The organism is Halomonas qinghailakensis, from assembly GCF_025820815.1.
Lineage (GTDB): Bacteria > Pseudomonadota > Gammaproteobacteria > Pseudomonadales > Halomonadaceae > Vreelandella > Vreelandella qaidamensis.
Genome location: NZ_CP096973.1, coordinates 1,748,633 through 1,762,058, shown reverse-complemented (window position 1 = coordinate 1,762,058; position 13,426 = coordinate 1,748,633). Strand labels below are relative to the sequence as shown.

Genomic DNA, 13,426 nt, shown 5'->3' with positions numbered 1-13,426 from the left:
ATGGCAGCTAAACCCATTAACCGTAAATCACTATGGCTAGGGCTACTACTTATATTTGCCCTGCTAACCGTTTCCGCTATCGGCCTTTACCAGTTTGCCTTCCAGCCTGACGAGGGAGATGTGTCGGGAGGGCCCATAGAAATGCCGTCTACTCAGGGGGATTTTTCACTGTCTCAGCTAGAGGAAGGTGATATTGCGATTGTTTCCTTTGGCTACACTTACTGCCCTGACGTTTGCCCGATGAATCAGGCTGTTAAGCGCCAAGCGCTAGCCCAACTAAGCGATACTCAGCGTGAGCGCGTCGTGCCAATCATGGTAACGGTAGATCCTGAACGCGATACGCTGCCACGCATGGAAGAGTATATGCAGTTCTTTGGCGAGCAATTTATCGGCTTAGTAGGTAGTCAAGAGCAGCTTAACGACGTCGCGGCGCGCTATGGCGTTATTTGGCGGCGTGTGGAAGCACCCGATTCCGCCATGGCCTACACCATTGACCACAGCGCATCGCTTTTTTTGGTTAACAGAGACGGCGATATTTTACAGAGAGTACTTTACTCTCCAGCGCCACACGGATTAGTGTCAGCGCTAGAGAATGAGCTAGCCCGCTAGTAAGCAATATAACAAACGCCATACCAACAACGCGCCTGAGTTTAAGGCGCGCTTTGTAGCTGCTCAAGCATTGCCATTAATGCGCTAGCCTGAGTGCCACTCCGTGTGTCATGCAGCGGATTGAGTTGCCAAGTGCTCTCGGCAAAGCCCCACCAGTCCCAGCACCCCTGCGGGTTGGCCATACTGCTTTCAGCCTGCGGGTAGAGCACTACTTGACCATGGTCTGCTGCCCAGCGATTTAAGCCGCTATGGCGTATAAACGTATTGCCTATCGCGTCCGTGCTCATCTGACAGCCATGCAGCGCTATAGTGACAGGGCAGCCGCCCGCCTCACATGCTTCAGGAATAAACAGATAACCCACGTCAGCCAAGCCTTTAACAGCAAACTCTGACTGATCAAAGGCGATCACTTCGCCCTCGCTAGCAGCAGCATCACGCTCAGGATATAGCCATGAAAGCATGTCTCCGGCAACGTCTTCATCACAGGCAAGCACATGGCTTCCCCCACCCTGTCGACAACCGCCAAGCGCCTGGGGGCTAGCACCAGCCTGCTTTGGCAGTTTTATGGGCCAACCGTGGCCCGTGTTTTCACTGCTTACGAAACGCAGCTGTTCTGGCGATGCCAGCCAGCGCTGCCATTGCTCTGCCAACAAACGTCCCAACTCTGGGGAGACCGTGTCATCTTCATCACCATGCCATACATAGGCACGCAGCTGGCTTAGCGCATCACGCTCACCCACCTGCTCGAGGGACTCATATCGCTCGCGACGTCGATCTAGTTCATCCAGGGAAGGCAGCCCACGGCGAGTGTTCATGCACTGGTTAAGAGCTAAGCTAAGTGCGCCTTGGGCGCAGCTCCACGGACCCGCCGCTAATACGCCTACGCCACTAAAGCGTTCCGGCCAAGCAACCGCCAACTGCGCAGCCATGTAACCACCTGATGAGACACCGACCACGCTAGCATGGTCACTCGCTGCGCTCAGTGCCGGCAAATCCTGCGGCATGTCTTCTGCTTCAGCATGAACAGCCGTGCTGGCTAACAGTAAGAGCGCGCTAAACAGGCAAGAGGTAGAAGCGGCGGAACGTATCATTTACTCGACGCCTAACAGTTCAACGCGGAACGTCAGCATTTCATTCGGGCCAATAGGGCCTTGACCAGCTTCACCGTAAGCCAACTCGGCGGGAATATATAACATCCAGCTATCGCCAACGCTCATCAGCTGTAGGGCTTCTTGCCAACCTTCAATAACTTGATTGACTTGGAAGCTCACCGGCTGACCACGCTCGAAGGAGCTATCAAATACGGTGCCATCCAGCAGCATACCTTCATAGTTCACTTCAACGGTGTCTTCAGCACCAGGCGTTGCGCCATCGCCAGACTCAAGCACTTCATACTGCAAACCAGATTCCGTTACTTCAACTTCTTCACGCTCAGCGTTTTCAGCCAGATAAGCTTGGCCTTCCTCTAAATTAAGCTGAGCAATTTCTGCAGCTTCTTGCTCACGCTCTTCCATAGAGCGCTCTTGGAAAGCGACCAGCGCTTCCATCATCTCTTCCTCACTTAACGCTAATTCATTGCCATCAAAAACATCACGCATACCGTCAGTAAACGCATCAAGGTCGAGGTCTTCAATATCTGCCTGCATGCTCTCGCCAAGGGTGACGCCTAAGCTATAAGCAAGGCGCTGTTCGTCAGTTTCCGGGGCTGCGGCTGCAAAGGGAGCGACCAGTAACAAACTTGCCAGGGCGGTTGAAGAAAACAATGCTTTCATGAAAAAGAACCTTATCCAACGGCGCAACGCGCCAAATGTTTGAGTGCCTCAAAGACTAACACCCGCCACCTCAGGCTGCATTACCTGAGAAGGCGGGTGTTACTCAGACCACTATTACATGCCGTAGTTTAGTCGCTTAAACGACCAGCGTGGGACAGTGTGCCGCACCTGCCACACGCTGGGATACACTACCCAGCAGCAGATTTTTCTCGCCGTTGGTTCCCTGAGCGCCAATCACAATTAAGTCGCACTCCCGCTTACGGGCAAAACGCACAATAGTGCGAGAGGGACGTCCACCTTTCACAAATGCTCTGACTCGTGCGCTATCTGCTCCCATTTCTATAGCGTAGGCTTTAGCGTGTACCGCTATTTCAGTAGCGTACTCTTTAAGGGCATCATCAGGCAGGTCCAGTTTGTTCGGCCGCACCATAGAAAGAGATGCCTCTAATAAACTGTGATGTTTGAACACGCACAGCAGGTAAAGCTCTGCACCAGTAAGCATATGCAGGCCAACTGCTTTTTCCAGTGCCTTAATCGCCCCTTTTGAACCATCTACGGGAATTAATATGCGATTAAACATCCGCGATCTCCTTGTGACTGCTTAGCGGAAGGCAACATCACGCAGGAACAGCGCAATTTGCGGGAACATGATCAGCAGCGCTGCCGCTAAAATCAGCATAAAGATGAAGGGCGGTGTACCTTTGATGACTTCCCAGTAAGGCCGCTTAAAAATCGCAATCGCGGTAAATATATCGCAGCCAAAGGGCGGTGTCGCCGAACCTATTGCTACCTGTAACGTGATCAATATACCTACCAGAACAGGGTCAAGGCCGGTGGCTGCAATCGCAGGAGCAAAAATGGGCGTAAGCACCAGAATGACCACAATTGGGTCAACAAACATGCAAGCAACAAAGAAAGAGATACAGATCGCAATCAGCACGCCTGTAGGCCCAGCCTCATTAACGCCGACCGCTTCCAGAATCATTTGTGGAATCTGCGCGAATGAAATTATCCAGGAAAATCCATTACCCACAGCGACCAAAATAAAGACCACCGCAGTGATTAAGCCCGTGGATTTAGCAATCGCATAAATATCTTTCATCTTCAGCGAACGGAACACCACAAACTCAAGCAGCACAGCATAGAGCACGCATGCTGCCGCCGCTTCCGTCGGGCTAAAAATACCACCGTAGATACCACCCACAATAATGACAGGAAAACCCAGCGGCCAAAGCGCTTTTTGTACGGCGACTGCGCGCTCTTTCCAGCTAGCTCGCGGCTCAGTAGGTACATCTTTTACTACAGCATAAATAACGCAATAAATTGAGAACATCAGCAGAATTAATAACCCTGGCCCAATGCCTGCAATAAACAGCTCGCCAATCGAGGTGCCCGAAATAACCCCGTAGATAATCATGCCAATGCTAGGAGGAATCAGGAAGGCAATGTCACTAGCATTAATAATCAGAGCCAGTGTGAAGGGGTCAGAGTAGCCCGCTTTCAGCATTTTAGGCCGCAGTGGTGACCCAACTGCCACTACGGTTGCCTGAGTAGACCCCGAAACCGCACCAAACAGCGTACAAGACGTTGCTGTACTGACCGCAAGCCCCCCTTTAATATGGCCTATAAAGGACATCACCATATCGATCAGCCGATTAGCCGACTGGCCGCGCGTCATAATATCGGCCGCCAGAATAAACATTGGTACTGCAATCAGCGAGGCTGGCCTGATACCCGCCATCATCTGCTGAATCAGCGTATCCATTTGGCCAAAGCCATTAAACATCATATAAAAGCCGATTACCGCTGCCGTAATCAGCGGAATCATCATAGGAAAGCCCAGCAGCAGCAGGGCAATCATGGTGACTACCATTATCGTCGTCATAGCGTTCCCCTAGAGTATAAGCCCTGCTTTACACTTCAGTTTCGGTATCTTTGTAACCGTCGACTACCCCAGTAGAGAGATATACATCTCGAGAGGTCAGGTTTTTAATCGCCGTCAACAGGTATTGAATGCCTGTAATCAGAAAGCCCATAGGTACCCAGATATAAATAATCCAAATGGGAATCCCAAGAGACGGCAATACGCGACCCTTGCTTTGCAGGTCGAGTATGTACACCACGGAGTAATAAAGCAGAAAGAACATAACGAGAGAGGTAAATAACGAAATAACTATCATCAATACCTTTCGTCCACCAACCGGTAACGCATCGTAGATTGCCGACATGCGAATGTGACGGCCGTGGCGAGCAGCGTAACCGATACCCGCAAAGGTAATCATAATGATTAAAATACGGTTTAATTCACCTGAAAACATAATGCTATTACCAAATACAAAGCGGGCAATAACATTGGTGACCGTATTCAACGCCATTAGCAAAACCCCCATCGCCAGTATCACTGACTCGATTTTGCTAATTACGGTGTCGATCACACCTAGTATGCCGGGCAAACCCGAACGGTAATTTATTTCAGACTCTTCTTCGGTCATCGCCGATCTCCTCTTATGCAGCGTGGCGGCTAACTATCCGGGGCTGCGTAGCGCCTCTTCCTTCACTGACCACCGAACGGAGCGTGTCCGGCCTTGCTCATTTTGTAGCGTAACGGTTAATAACTCTTTCCGCTTCAACGCTGGATGGACGTAAATTTTTCTGTCTTTTACGTATGGTTACGCGCTTTTTTTGTTACGTAGTCGTCAGATCCGGCTAAGCATCTAAGAACAAAAAAGGGGCAGCGCTGGCTGCCCCTAGGTGATTTTTCGTTGAAGCGAGGGTGCTAAACGCTAAATCACTCGTTAGTTACGGCTTCGAGATCAGCTTTAAACTGCTCAAGTAGCTCAGCACCACGCTCGCCCGTCATGCCCAAGAAGGCTTCTTCAACCTGCGGTGCACGCTCACGGAAGGCTTGAATCTGTTCTTCGTTCAGGCGCGTTACTGTCACTTCGTCGGAAGCTTCCTGAATTTTAGCTAACGCTTCGTCAGCTAGCCCTTTAATGTGCTCGATTGTGTGATCATAGGCAGCATCAGACGCTTCCCGTACTAGCTCCTTATCTTCATCAGACAAGCCATCATAGAAGTCCTGATTCGCCATCATAGCGGTAGTGAACCAACCATGGCCTGTAAAGGTAAGGTGCGGTGACACTTCATATAAACCGCCAGACTCGATCCAGAAGATCGGATTTTCTTGACCATCGATAATACCGGTTTGCAGGCCACCATATACTTCGCCCCACGGCAGCGGAGTCGGTGTTGCACCAAAGGCATCATAAGTTTCTGAAAGCAAAGGGTTCGTCATGGTACGAATTTTTTTGTTATTCATATCATCCGGCGAGCTAATCGGCTCATCGGTAGTGACGACCATTTCACCTTCAGGGTACATCTTCAGCAGCTCAAGACCTTGCTCGGCATAAAGCTCCGGGAACATCTCGTTAATAGCCTTACTCTCATCAAAGAAAGTGAGGACAGTTTCTTCATCGGTAGGTAATAAGTAAGGAATGAAGAAAATTTGCGCTTCTGGAATAAGCGAACCAGTAAACCCAGGTGACTGGTTAACGAACTGAAGAATACCGTTTTGTGTCTGCTCCATGATGTCGTCAGACTCACCTAGCTCACCAAAACGATAAACCTGAACGCTGTGATCAGAATTCTCTTCAATATATTCTTTGAAGGCGTAAGCGAACACATCCTGAACGTCGCCTTCGTACTCTTCGTGGGCATAACGCCAGTTGTCTGCTTGAGCGGCAGCGCTGAGGCCAAATAAAAGTGCACCGATGCTCGCAGTCGTCATTAACTTGGTCGTTACTGAACGAGTCGAAATTAACTTGCTTGCCTTCATGCGAAGTTCCCCTAGCAGTGGTAAGCGCGCTGTACGAGTGCGCCAGTATTCAATTTTTGTATAATGCGTGCTGCTCTAAAACACTCTACTCATTGCTACGTTCGTTGCCACAGGTCTCTTGAAACAACTGTCTTTATCAGCATTATTCATAAAAGCATGTCTTTTTTGATTCGTTTAGAACAGCCTTCAAAAATAGCTTTTAAAACAGTTAAAAAGAGCCATGACACTCTTATAAACACGCGTTATTCAAAAATAGCTTAATTTCAGGCTAGCGCGGTCGCTCGTAGCGGTCAAGCTGTGTCGCAAGCCTATTAAGTGCCTCCCTAACCTTCTCGCGTTCAGGTTGCACAACCACTTGCTCAAGTGCAAGCGCATCAAAAAACAGCCTATCTTGCAGCCATTGTGCAACATCATGCTGGCTTATAGCGCAGTTTGTTAAACGCTGTTTATGGGTAGACGCTTGCAATATCCATTGCTGCCAGCGTTGAAGATTCTCACGCTCAGCCTGCAACTCAGCCTGTTGAAGCGTCTTTCGCAACTGCGCAACGGCCCCATTGTTTACTGCTTGTGGCTTAAGTTCACGACGTAGCTGGCGTAAAACGGCCGTCACTGACTGCTGCCAGTGATTGCTCGCTTTGCGCTCCACCGCCAACGCATCTGGCATTATCTGAAGGCCGTATTGGTAGAGCCAGCCATGGACTAGAAGCTCACACACATCAACCCCGGCCCTGTCCTGTAGCACAAGGCATGCTTGCTCAACCCCTGGCTGAGCATAAAATGCCAGTGCAAAATCCCATAGCGAAGCCTGCTGTAAGCGCTGTAATCGGTTAGAATCGAACATTGATTTACCCACTTTTCTCGGGAGAATGCATGATCGCACTGCGCCAAGTCGCCCTGCAACGGGGCACACAAACACTACTCGATAACGCTGATCTTACGCTCCACAGCGGCGTAAAAGCTGGCATTATCGGGGCAAACGGCGCCGGTAAGTCGAGCTTATTCAAACTTCTGCTAGGCGAGCTTGGCCCTGACCAAGGCGACGTTGAGATGAGCGGTGGCCAGCGGATAGCCCACATGGCCCAGGAAGTGGAAGCACTGGATCGACCCATTGTGGAGTACGTACTTGATGGGGATCACGCGCTGCGTCAAGCTGAGACTGATCTGCTGGCTGCACGCAAAGCAGACGATGCGCATCGCGAGGCCGAGTTGCATGGCTTAATAGAAACGCTGGATGGCTACACGGCAGAGTCGCGAGCATCGCAGCTATTGGTGGGGCTCGGTTTTGTGCAAGCGGATCTGCAGCGGCCCTTGTCGGACTTTTCCGGTGGCTGGCGTATGCGGGTGAATCTAGCCCGCACGCTATTTATGCCATCTGATTTATTGCTACTTGATGAGCCGACCAACCACCTTGATCTCGACGCCCTGCTTTGGCTTGAACAATGGCTAACCCGCTATCCAGGCACGTTGCTGCTCATTTCGCACGATCGTGACTTCCTAGATGCCGTATGTGATCACATCGTGCACATGCACCACCAGACGCTAGAGCTCTACCGCGGCAACTATTCCCGCTTTGAGCGCACCCGAGCTGAAAAGCTTGCTTTGCAGCAGGCTGAAGCGGCCAAACAGCAGGCTCGCCGTGAAGAGATTGAGCGCTTTATTGCACGCTTTCGCGCCCAGGCAACAAAAGCAAAGCAGGCACAAAGCCGTGTGAAGATGCTGGAACGCATGGGCGATATCGCCGTTGCTCATACAGATTCACCTTTTCACTTCACCCTACCTGCAGCAGATAAGACCTCACACCCGCTGCTAGTGCTGGATCAAGCCACCTTGGGCTATCGCGGCGATACGGGGGATGTCGCCCAATTAAAGAAAGTCAACATTACGCTATTACCCGGCAGCCGCATTGGCCTGTTAGGCCCCAACGGCGCGGGCAAATCAACGCTGATTAAGTCACTGACCGGCGAGCTAGCGCTGCTAGAGGGTAAGCGGGTGCCTGGCGAGCATTTGGCCATTGGCTACTTTGCCCAGCACCAGCTGGAGAGCCTGGACGTGACCACGACACCGTTTGTCCATGTGCAGCGGCTCTCTCCTACCGCGAGCGACCAGGAAATTCGCAACTTCCTAGGTGGCTTTGGCTTTAAGGGCGATGACGCCTTTGGCGAAGTTGGCACCTACTCAGGCGGTGAAAAAGCGCGCTTGGCACTCGCGCTGGTTGCTTGGCAAAAACCTAACCTCCTGCTACTCGATGAGCCAACCAACCATCTAGATCTGGAAATGCGCGAGGCGTTGACCGAGGCGCTGGCAAGCTTTGAAGGCACCGTCATTCTGGTATCCCACGATCGCCACCTATTGCGTGCCACAGTCGATGAGTTCTGGCGGGTGGCAGACCACCGGGTAGAACCCTTTGATGGCGACCTCGACGACTACCGGGTATGGTTGAAGGCACGATTGGAAGAGAGCCGCCGGGATTCGCGCAGTGAGAAAAGCGACCGCCAAAGCCAACAGCCCAGCGGTGACCGCAAAGCGGCCCGTAAGGCAGCGGCGGAACTGCGCGAGAAACTACGGCCGCTGAAAAAAGAGCGCGATCAAGCTGAAAAAACCATGGAGAAAGCTCAGCGCGAGCTTGAAGAAGTAGAAGCTATTCTGGCTGACCCAATACTTTATACCGACAGTGCTCGTAAAGTAGAGCTTACCGATGCACTTGCCCAACAGGCGAAAATCAAAAGCCGCCTGGACAACGCTGAACAGCAGTGGCTGGCAGCAGAGGAGGCGTTAGAAACCATGGAAGCGGAGCTGTTGGCCAGCGAAGACACCTAAGACCGCACCACTACAAAATTGCGCCACTCTCGCTCCAGCGCTAAAAAAGTTAGCTTTCAAGCAAGAACGTTACCGGCCCATCGTTAACCAGCGCCACTTGCATATTCGCACCGAACTGGCCGGTAGCCACAGTGGGCCAAGCAGAGCGGGCGCTGGACACCAAGTAATCAAACAACCGATGCCCTTCCTCAGGCAAAGCTGCGCTAGAGAAGCTGGGACGCAGTCCTTTATGCGTATCAGCGGCCAGGGTGAACTGAGACACTAGCAATAGGCCTCCGTTTGCCTGCTGTACGTTAAGATTCATCTTATCGTCATGGTCGCTGAAGACACGATAGTGCAGCAGCTTATGCAATAGTTTTTCAGCATCAGCCTCGCTATCGCCTTTTTCAACACCCACTAATGCCAGCAAACCATGGTCAATGGCTCCCACTGTTTCACCCTCGACCGTCACACTGGCATTTTTCACCCGCTGAATCAGTGCCTTCACACTTTCCCCTTACGATATTATCCCAAGAAGAGATAGTGTAATCGCTTGCCTAGGCGTCAGCCAAAAGCCTTTTACCGTCTTAACGCTGGCCTAACAGTGCATTACGAAAGTCATCGCTTAGTGGGCGCTCGCCCAACCAAATACCAAACAGAGCACTGGCGAACTCTACGCTCTCGTCTTCAAACACCACATCACCATTAAGGGCGAGCTGCAGCGCCTCCCCATCCCAACTGAGCAGATAGCGATCACCAGGTGTGACATCACGATAGCCTTGGTTCAGCCGCTCTAGGCCCTCTTCGATCTGATTAAACTCGTAGAGTGTCAGCGACGCTTTTAGCGTTTTCTCAGTCGCTTCAGCAAAGTCGGCTGCCTCAATATCATGAAAATAAGCTAGCTCAAGACGCCGAGGCACATTACTCAACGGCTGTGGTTCAGTCTCCCCTTCAAGCTGATAGTAGGCCCCTGCATACGCCGTCCAAATCATGTAGCGAAACACCCCACTCCCTATTAGCGCATAACGTTGCCCATCACTGTCCACGATGCGCTCAAAGCGCTCCCCTCGCTCGGTGACGCTATCGGCCAATACATTAGGTGCCAATAGGCAAATACCTACTGTTAACAGCGCGCCTAGCGCTAAAGGATATTTGTGTACAGATAGCATAGCGAAAACCTCTTTCACTCGGAACATTAGCTATACATACACAAAATAAAAATAAAGGTTCCGTACAACAATTACCAAGAGCGACACAACATGAGATCACAATGAGGTTCGCCCAGCAGCATTTCGGTCACTTGGCTAGTGTGCTGGGGCTGGCCACGGCTACCAATAATCACTAAATCGGGTGAGTGGCGCTTCATATAATCGTGGAGCACATCGCAGGGCTGCCCTGGCTCAAGCACTAGCTCAACATCAGGCACGCCATCAAGATCACGCATTAAACTCTCAATTTCGTTATCCAACGTCCTACGTAAGCGCTCTACTTCATGATCTCGCCACTGGGCAAAATTAGCCTGAGAGCCCAGCTCGCGCTCTCCAGGCAAGCTCCAGGCATGCAGGAGTGTCAGCTTCGCTTCAGGGAAGCGAATGAGTGCCTCCCTGAGTGTTTGACGAGCGGTAAGCGAAAAATCGATTGGCACCAGGATATGTTGCCAGGGCTGGGTTGGTAGATAAGAGGCGACCACCACTGGGCAGGGCGCACTTCTCAACACACGCATAACGGTAGTGCCTAAAAGAAGGTCTTTTTGCCCGCGTTTACGGTGCATACCCATAATAATTAACGAGGCATTACGTTCGTGAGCTTCTCGAACGATTTCAACATGCGGTGCACCCACAACGGTCTGAATGAGTAACGAAGGCGCTTCCAGCGCGTAATCTTCGCGCAGATCGGTCAGGGTGGCGCTGATGTCTTCATTCACCGCGCTTTCAACGTCGTGAAGAACACGACGGGGCAGATAGGGGTCAAGGACATGAAGAATGTCGAGCTGCGCTCCTTGGGCATAGGCTAGCCGTAAAGCTCGAGCAAAGGCAGCTCGGTTATCCTGAGAAAGATCCGTAGCAAATAGCAGCGTGCGAGACATGGCACAACTCCTTGGCCGATCAAGTCGGCACCGTCAGTAGGCACGTTAGATAGCCATACAGGCACTGTTCAGCATGGTGTTCGTTTGTACATACCGCAAGGTGTCTCTTACCTTTTCCACCGCTGCTCTACATGCTTATTGCGCTAGATCATTTCTCTTACCACCACGCGTGAAAATGATGTACAGGTCCTCGCCCACGACCGACATTGAGGCGAGCGCTCGCTTCTAATGCAGCATGCAACCACTGTTTTGCTTCACCAATTGCCTGCTTAGGCGCGCTGGCCTCTGCATCAGCAGGCAGTTTCGCCAAGCACGCCGCAATTGCAGAGGAGAGTGCGCAGCCTGTGCCGTGCAGGTTGTCAGTGGCAATACGCGAGGCAGGAAGCCATGTGTGTCCATTTGGGGTTGCCAGTAAATCTGGACAAGTATCCCCACGCAGATGACCTCCTTTCAGCACCACGTAAGGCGCTCCCAACTCCACCAGCGCTGGCAGCATCGCTTCCATATCGTCTAGTGAAGTAGGCGGTTCGGTATTTAAGAGCACCGCCGCTTCGGGCAAATTAGGCGTAATGACGTCCGCTAAAGGTACCAGTATGTCGCGCACTGCGCGTATGCCAGCATCGCCAACCAAAATATCACCACTTTTTGCCACCATAACCGGGTCCAAGACGACCCAGCGGGGACGGTTTTGGCGCAACACATCAGCAATGACTTCAGCAACTTCACGGCTAGCGACCATGCCAATTTTAACCGCCTCTAATTCGACGTCATTTAACAGGTGCGCTAACTGCTCACGAATGACCTGGGCCGACACAGGGTACACCGCTGCCACGCTACACGTGTTTTGCACCGTCAGTGCTGTCACCACACTGGTGCCATAAGTACCTAAAGCGGAAAACGTCTTGAGGTCTGCTTGAATACCTGCGCCACCAGAAGGGTCAGAACCCGCGATGGTGAGTACATTGCGAAGGCGGGAGTCGATAGACATGGGGTTCCTTACTTAACGGTTCAGTAGTTCTCTAGCATACCCAAATGCGCAGCTAAACAAGAACTGCTTAAGCAAGGACTTTTTAGACAGGGCTGCTTAAATAAAACAATGACCGCCCTTAGGCGGCCATTGCATGTTCAACAAGCGTAAAATGCCAGTAGCATATTTATGTCACTATTAGGCCTTTACTGCTAGGCCTTTACTGCGTCGCGTCCCCCTCGGGATTACGCGCGTTGTAATACGCCTGTTCAGAAATCGCATGGTAGTCTTCTACCTTATTCTGAAACGCTTGGTACGACTCATAGATACGCGTTGCCAGCTCGCTAGACTCCGCCAGCTCTGCCACGACATCGGCAGAGTGCTCACGGGCTTGAGCAAGAACATCATCAGGGATACGGCGCAACTCAACGTCATGCTCGTTGACCAACGTCACTAGCGCATCGTTATTACGCGCGGTGTATTCGTCTAGCACATTAGCATTAACATCGCGCACGGCCGTGGTAAGAATGGCCTGTAAATCTGCCGGTAGTTCAGCCATCGCTTCTTCGTTCACAATAGCTTCAAACATTACGGTCGGCTCGTGCCATCCTGGGTAATAGTAATAATCAGCGGCTTGGTGCAGGCCAAAGGCTAAGTCGTTATATGGGCCAATCCATTCGGTTGCATCAATGGCTCCAGACTGTAGCGAGGTGAAAATTTCACCGCCCGGCATGTTAACTATCGCTACGCCCATACGGCTCATTACTTCACCACCAAGCCCTGGCATACGCATTTTCAAACCATCAAGGTCATCAACCGAGTTGATTTCCTTGTTGTACCAACCGCCCATTTGTACACCAGAAGCACCGGCCACCAGCACATCGACACCGAAGTCATCATACAGCTCGTTCCAAAGCTCCATACCGCCGCCAAAATGCAGCCAAGCATTCATTTCCTGTGCGTTCATGCCAAACGGTACGGCAGCAAAGAACTGCGCAGCGGGCGCTTTGCCTTTCCAGTAATAAGAAGCCGAGTGGCCAAGTTCAGCGGTACCATCGGATACAGCATCAAATACTTCAAACCCCGGCACCAACTGACCAGCGCCAAAGACTTCAATGGTCAGGCGACCATCGGACATCTCTTCCACCAACTGCGAGAGCCGCTCAGGCCCCTGCCCTACACCTGGGAAGTTTTTCGGCCAGGAGGTGACCATTTTCCAGCGAAAGTTTTCTTGCGCCTGGGCCTGATTATCAAAACTTGAAACCACCAGCAAGCTAGCGGATAGCGCAGTTGTCATCGCAATAGCGACAGGTAGAGCTTTGGCTTTCATACGAACCCTCTTATTTCTATTTTTACTGTTA

General features: G+C 51.5%; 14 protein-coding genes. 2 read left to right on the top strand and 12 right to left on the bottom strand.

Features of this window, described 5'->3' with window-relative positions; genetic code table 11:
• Positions 1 to 609: an SCO family protein gene (locus M0220_RS08325; RefSeq protein ID WP_030071429.1), complete on the top strand. Its 609-nt coding sequence runs from the start codon at positions 1 to 3 to the stop codon at positions 607 to 609.
• Positions 610 to 650: 41 nt separating this feature from the next.
• Here M0220_RS08325 and M0220_RS08320 read toward each other — a convergent pair whose 3' ends face one another.
• The 7 genes from M0220_RS08320 to M0220_RS08290 form a co-directional block, all read right to left on the bottom strand.
• On the bottom strand, positions 651 to 1,700 hold the full coding sequence (locus M0220_RS08320; RefSeq protein WP_264019123.1) for a PHB depolymerase family esterase: 1,050 nt from the start codon (positions 1,698 to 1,700) through the stop codon (positions 651 to 653).
• Complete coding sequence (locus M0220_RS08315; protein ID WP_264019122.1) at positions 1,701 to 2,381, bottom strand: FKBP-type peptidyl-prolyl cis-trans isomerase; 681 nt, start codon at positions 2,379 to 2,381, stop codon at positions 1,701 to 1,703.
• A gap of 136 nt (positions 2,382 to 2,517) precedes the next feature.
• On the bottom strand, positions 2,518 to 2,961 hold the full coding sequence (locus tag M0220_RS08310; protein ID WP_030071435.1) for a universal stress protein: 444 nt from the start codon (positions 2,959 to 2,961) through the stop codon (positions 2,518 to 2,520).
• 21 nt (positions 2,962 to 2,982) lie between these two features.
• A complete protein-coding gene (locus M0220_RS08305) occupies positions 2,983 to 4,266 on the bottom strand; it encodes a TRAP transporter large permease (RefSeq protein ID WP_030071438.1) in 1,284 nt (427 codons plus the stop codon).
• A 28-nt stretch (positions 4,267 to 4,294) separates the two neighbouring features.
• The gene (locus M0220_RS08300; protein WP_030071441.1) at positions 4,295 to 4,873 is read right to left on the bottom strand and encodes a TRAP transporter small permease; all 579 of its coding nucleotides are present in this window, start codon (positions 4,871 to 4,873) and stop codon (positions 4,295 to 4,297) included.
• 296 nt (positions 4,874 to 5,169) lie between these two features.
• The gene (locus tag M0220_RS08295) at positions 5,170 to 6,216 is read right to left on the bottom strand and encodes a TRAP transporter substrate-binding protein (RefSeq protein ID WP_030071443.1); all 1,047 of its coding nucleotides are present in this window, start codon (positions 6,214 to 6,216) and stop codon (positions 5,170 to 5,172) included.
• Positions 6,217 to 6,484: 268 nt separating this feature from the next.
• Entirely contained in the window at positions 6,485 to 7,057 is a 573-nt protein-coding gene (locus M0220_RS08290) for a TIGR02444 family protein (RefSeq protein ID WP_030071444.1), read from the bottom strand.
• Between the two features lie 29 nt (positions 7,058 to 7,086).
• On the opposite strand from M0220_RS08290, the gene M0220_RS08285 reads away from it, so the two are divergent.
• The gene (locus tag M0220_RS08285; protein WP_264019121.1) at positions 7,087 to 9,033 is read left to right on the top strand and encodes an ATP-binding cassette domain-containing protein; all 1,947 of its coding nucleotides are present in this window, start codon (positions 7,087 to 7,089) and stop codon (positions 9,031 to 9,033) included.
• Positions 9,034 to 9,082: 49 nt separating this feature from the next.
• On the opposite strand, the gene dtd is transcribed toward M0220_RS08285, so the two are convergent.
• From dtd to M0220_RS08260, 5 genes are all read right to left on the bottom strand, one after another.
• Complete coding sequence (gene dtd, locus M0220_RS08280) at positions 9,083 to 9,520, bottom strand: D-aminoacyl-tRNA deacylase (protein ID WP_264019120.1); 438 nt, start codon at positions 9,518 to 9,520, stop codon at positions 9,083 to 9,085.
• A 79-nt stretch (positions 9,521 to 9,599) separates the two neighbouring features.
• Positions 9,600 to 10,181, bottom strand: coding sequence for a chalcone isomerase family protein (locus M0220_RS08275; RefSeq protein ID WP_264019119.1), 582 nt, complete (start codon positions 10,179 to 10,181; stop codon positions 9,600 to 9,602).
• 71 nt (positions 10,182 to 10,252) lie between these two features.
• Positions 10,253 to 11,098: a universal stress protein gene (locus tag M0220_RS08270; protein ID WP_030071449.1), complete on the bottom strand. Its 846-nt coding sequence runs from the start codon at positions 11,096 to 11,098 to the stop codon at positions 10,253 to 10,255.
• A gap of 157 nt (positions 11,099 to 11,255) precedes the next feature.
• Positions 11,256 to 12,086 carry a bifunctional hydroxymethylpyrimidine kinase/phosphomethylpyrimidine kinase gene (gene thiD / locus M0220_RS08265; protein ID WP_264019118.1) on the bottom strand — a complete coding sequence of 277 codons (831 nt, stop codon included), beginning with the start codon at positions 12,084 to 12,086 and terminating at the stop codon, positions 11,256 to 11,258.
• A 199-nt stretch (positions 12,087 to 12,285) separates the two neighbouring features.
• Entirely contained in the window at positions 12,286 to 13,395 is a 1,110-nt protein-coding gene (locus M0220_RS08260) for a TRAP transporter substrate-binding protein (protein WP_264019117.1), read from the bottom strand.
• Positions 13,396 to 13,426 lie beyond the last annotated feature (31 nt).

Excerpts from the sequence above, each read along its gene's own strand:
- M0220_RS08305 (WP_030071438.1), bottom strand. The coding sequence starts at position 4,266 with ATGACGACGATAATGGTAGTCACCATGATTGCCCTGCTGCTGCTGGGC.
- M0220_RS08285 (WP_264019121.1), top strand. The coding sequence starts at position 7,087 with ATGATCGCACTGCGCCAAGTCGCCCTGCAACGGGGCACACAAACACTA.
- M0220_RS08325 (WP_030071429.1), top strand. The coding sequence starts at position 1 with ATGGCAGCTAAACCCATTAACCGTAAATCACTATGGCTAGGGCTACTA.
- M0220_RS08270 (WP_030071449.1), bottom strand. The coding sequence starts at position 11,098 with ATGTCTCGCACGCTGCTATTTGCTACGGATCTTTCTCAGGATAACCGA.
- M0220_RS08310 (WP_030071435.1), bottom strand. The coding sequence starts at position 2,961 with ATGTTTAATCGCATATTAATTCCCGTAGATGGTTCAAAAGGGGCGATT.
- M0220_RS08290 (WP_030071444.1), bottom strand. The coding sequence starts at position 7,057 with ATGTTCGATTCTAACCGATTACAGCGCTTACAGCAGGCTTCGCTATGG.
- M0220_RS08260 (WP_264019117.1), bottom strand. The coding sequence starts at position 13,395 with ATGAAAGCCAAAGCTCTACCTGTCGCTATTGCGATGACAACTGCGCTA.
- M0220_RS08275 (WP_264019119.1), bottom strand. The coding sequence starts at position 10,181 with ATGCTATCTGTACACAAATATCCTTTAGCGCTAGGCGCGCTGTTAACA.
- thiD (WP_264019118.1), bottom strand. The coding sequence starts at position 12,086 with ATGTCTATCGACTCCCGCCTTCGCAATGTACTCACCATCGCGGGTTCT.
- M0220_RS08295 (WP_030071443.1), bottom strand. The coding sequence starts at position 6,216 with ATGAAGGCAAGCAAGTTAATTTCGACTCGTTCAGTAACGACCAAGTTA.
- M0220_RS08315 (WP_264019122.1), bottom strand. The coding sequence starts at position 2,381 with ATGAAAGCATTGTTTTCTTCAACCGCCCTGGCAAGTTTGTTACTGGTC.
- M0220_RS08300 (WP_030071441.1), bottom strand. The coding sequence starts at position 4,873 with ATGACCGAAGAAGAGTCTGAAATAAATTACCGTTCGGGTTTGCCCGGC.
- M0220_RS08320 (WP_264019123.1), bottom strand. The coding sequence starts at position 1,700 with ATGATACGTTCCGCCGCTTCTACCTCTTGCCTGTTTAGCGCGCTCTTA.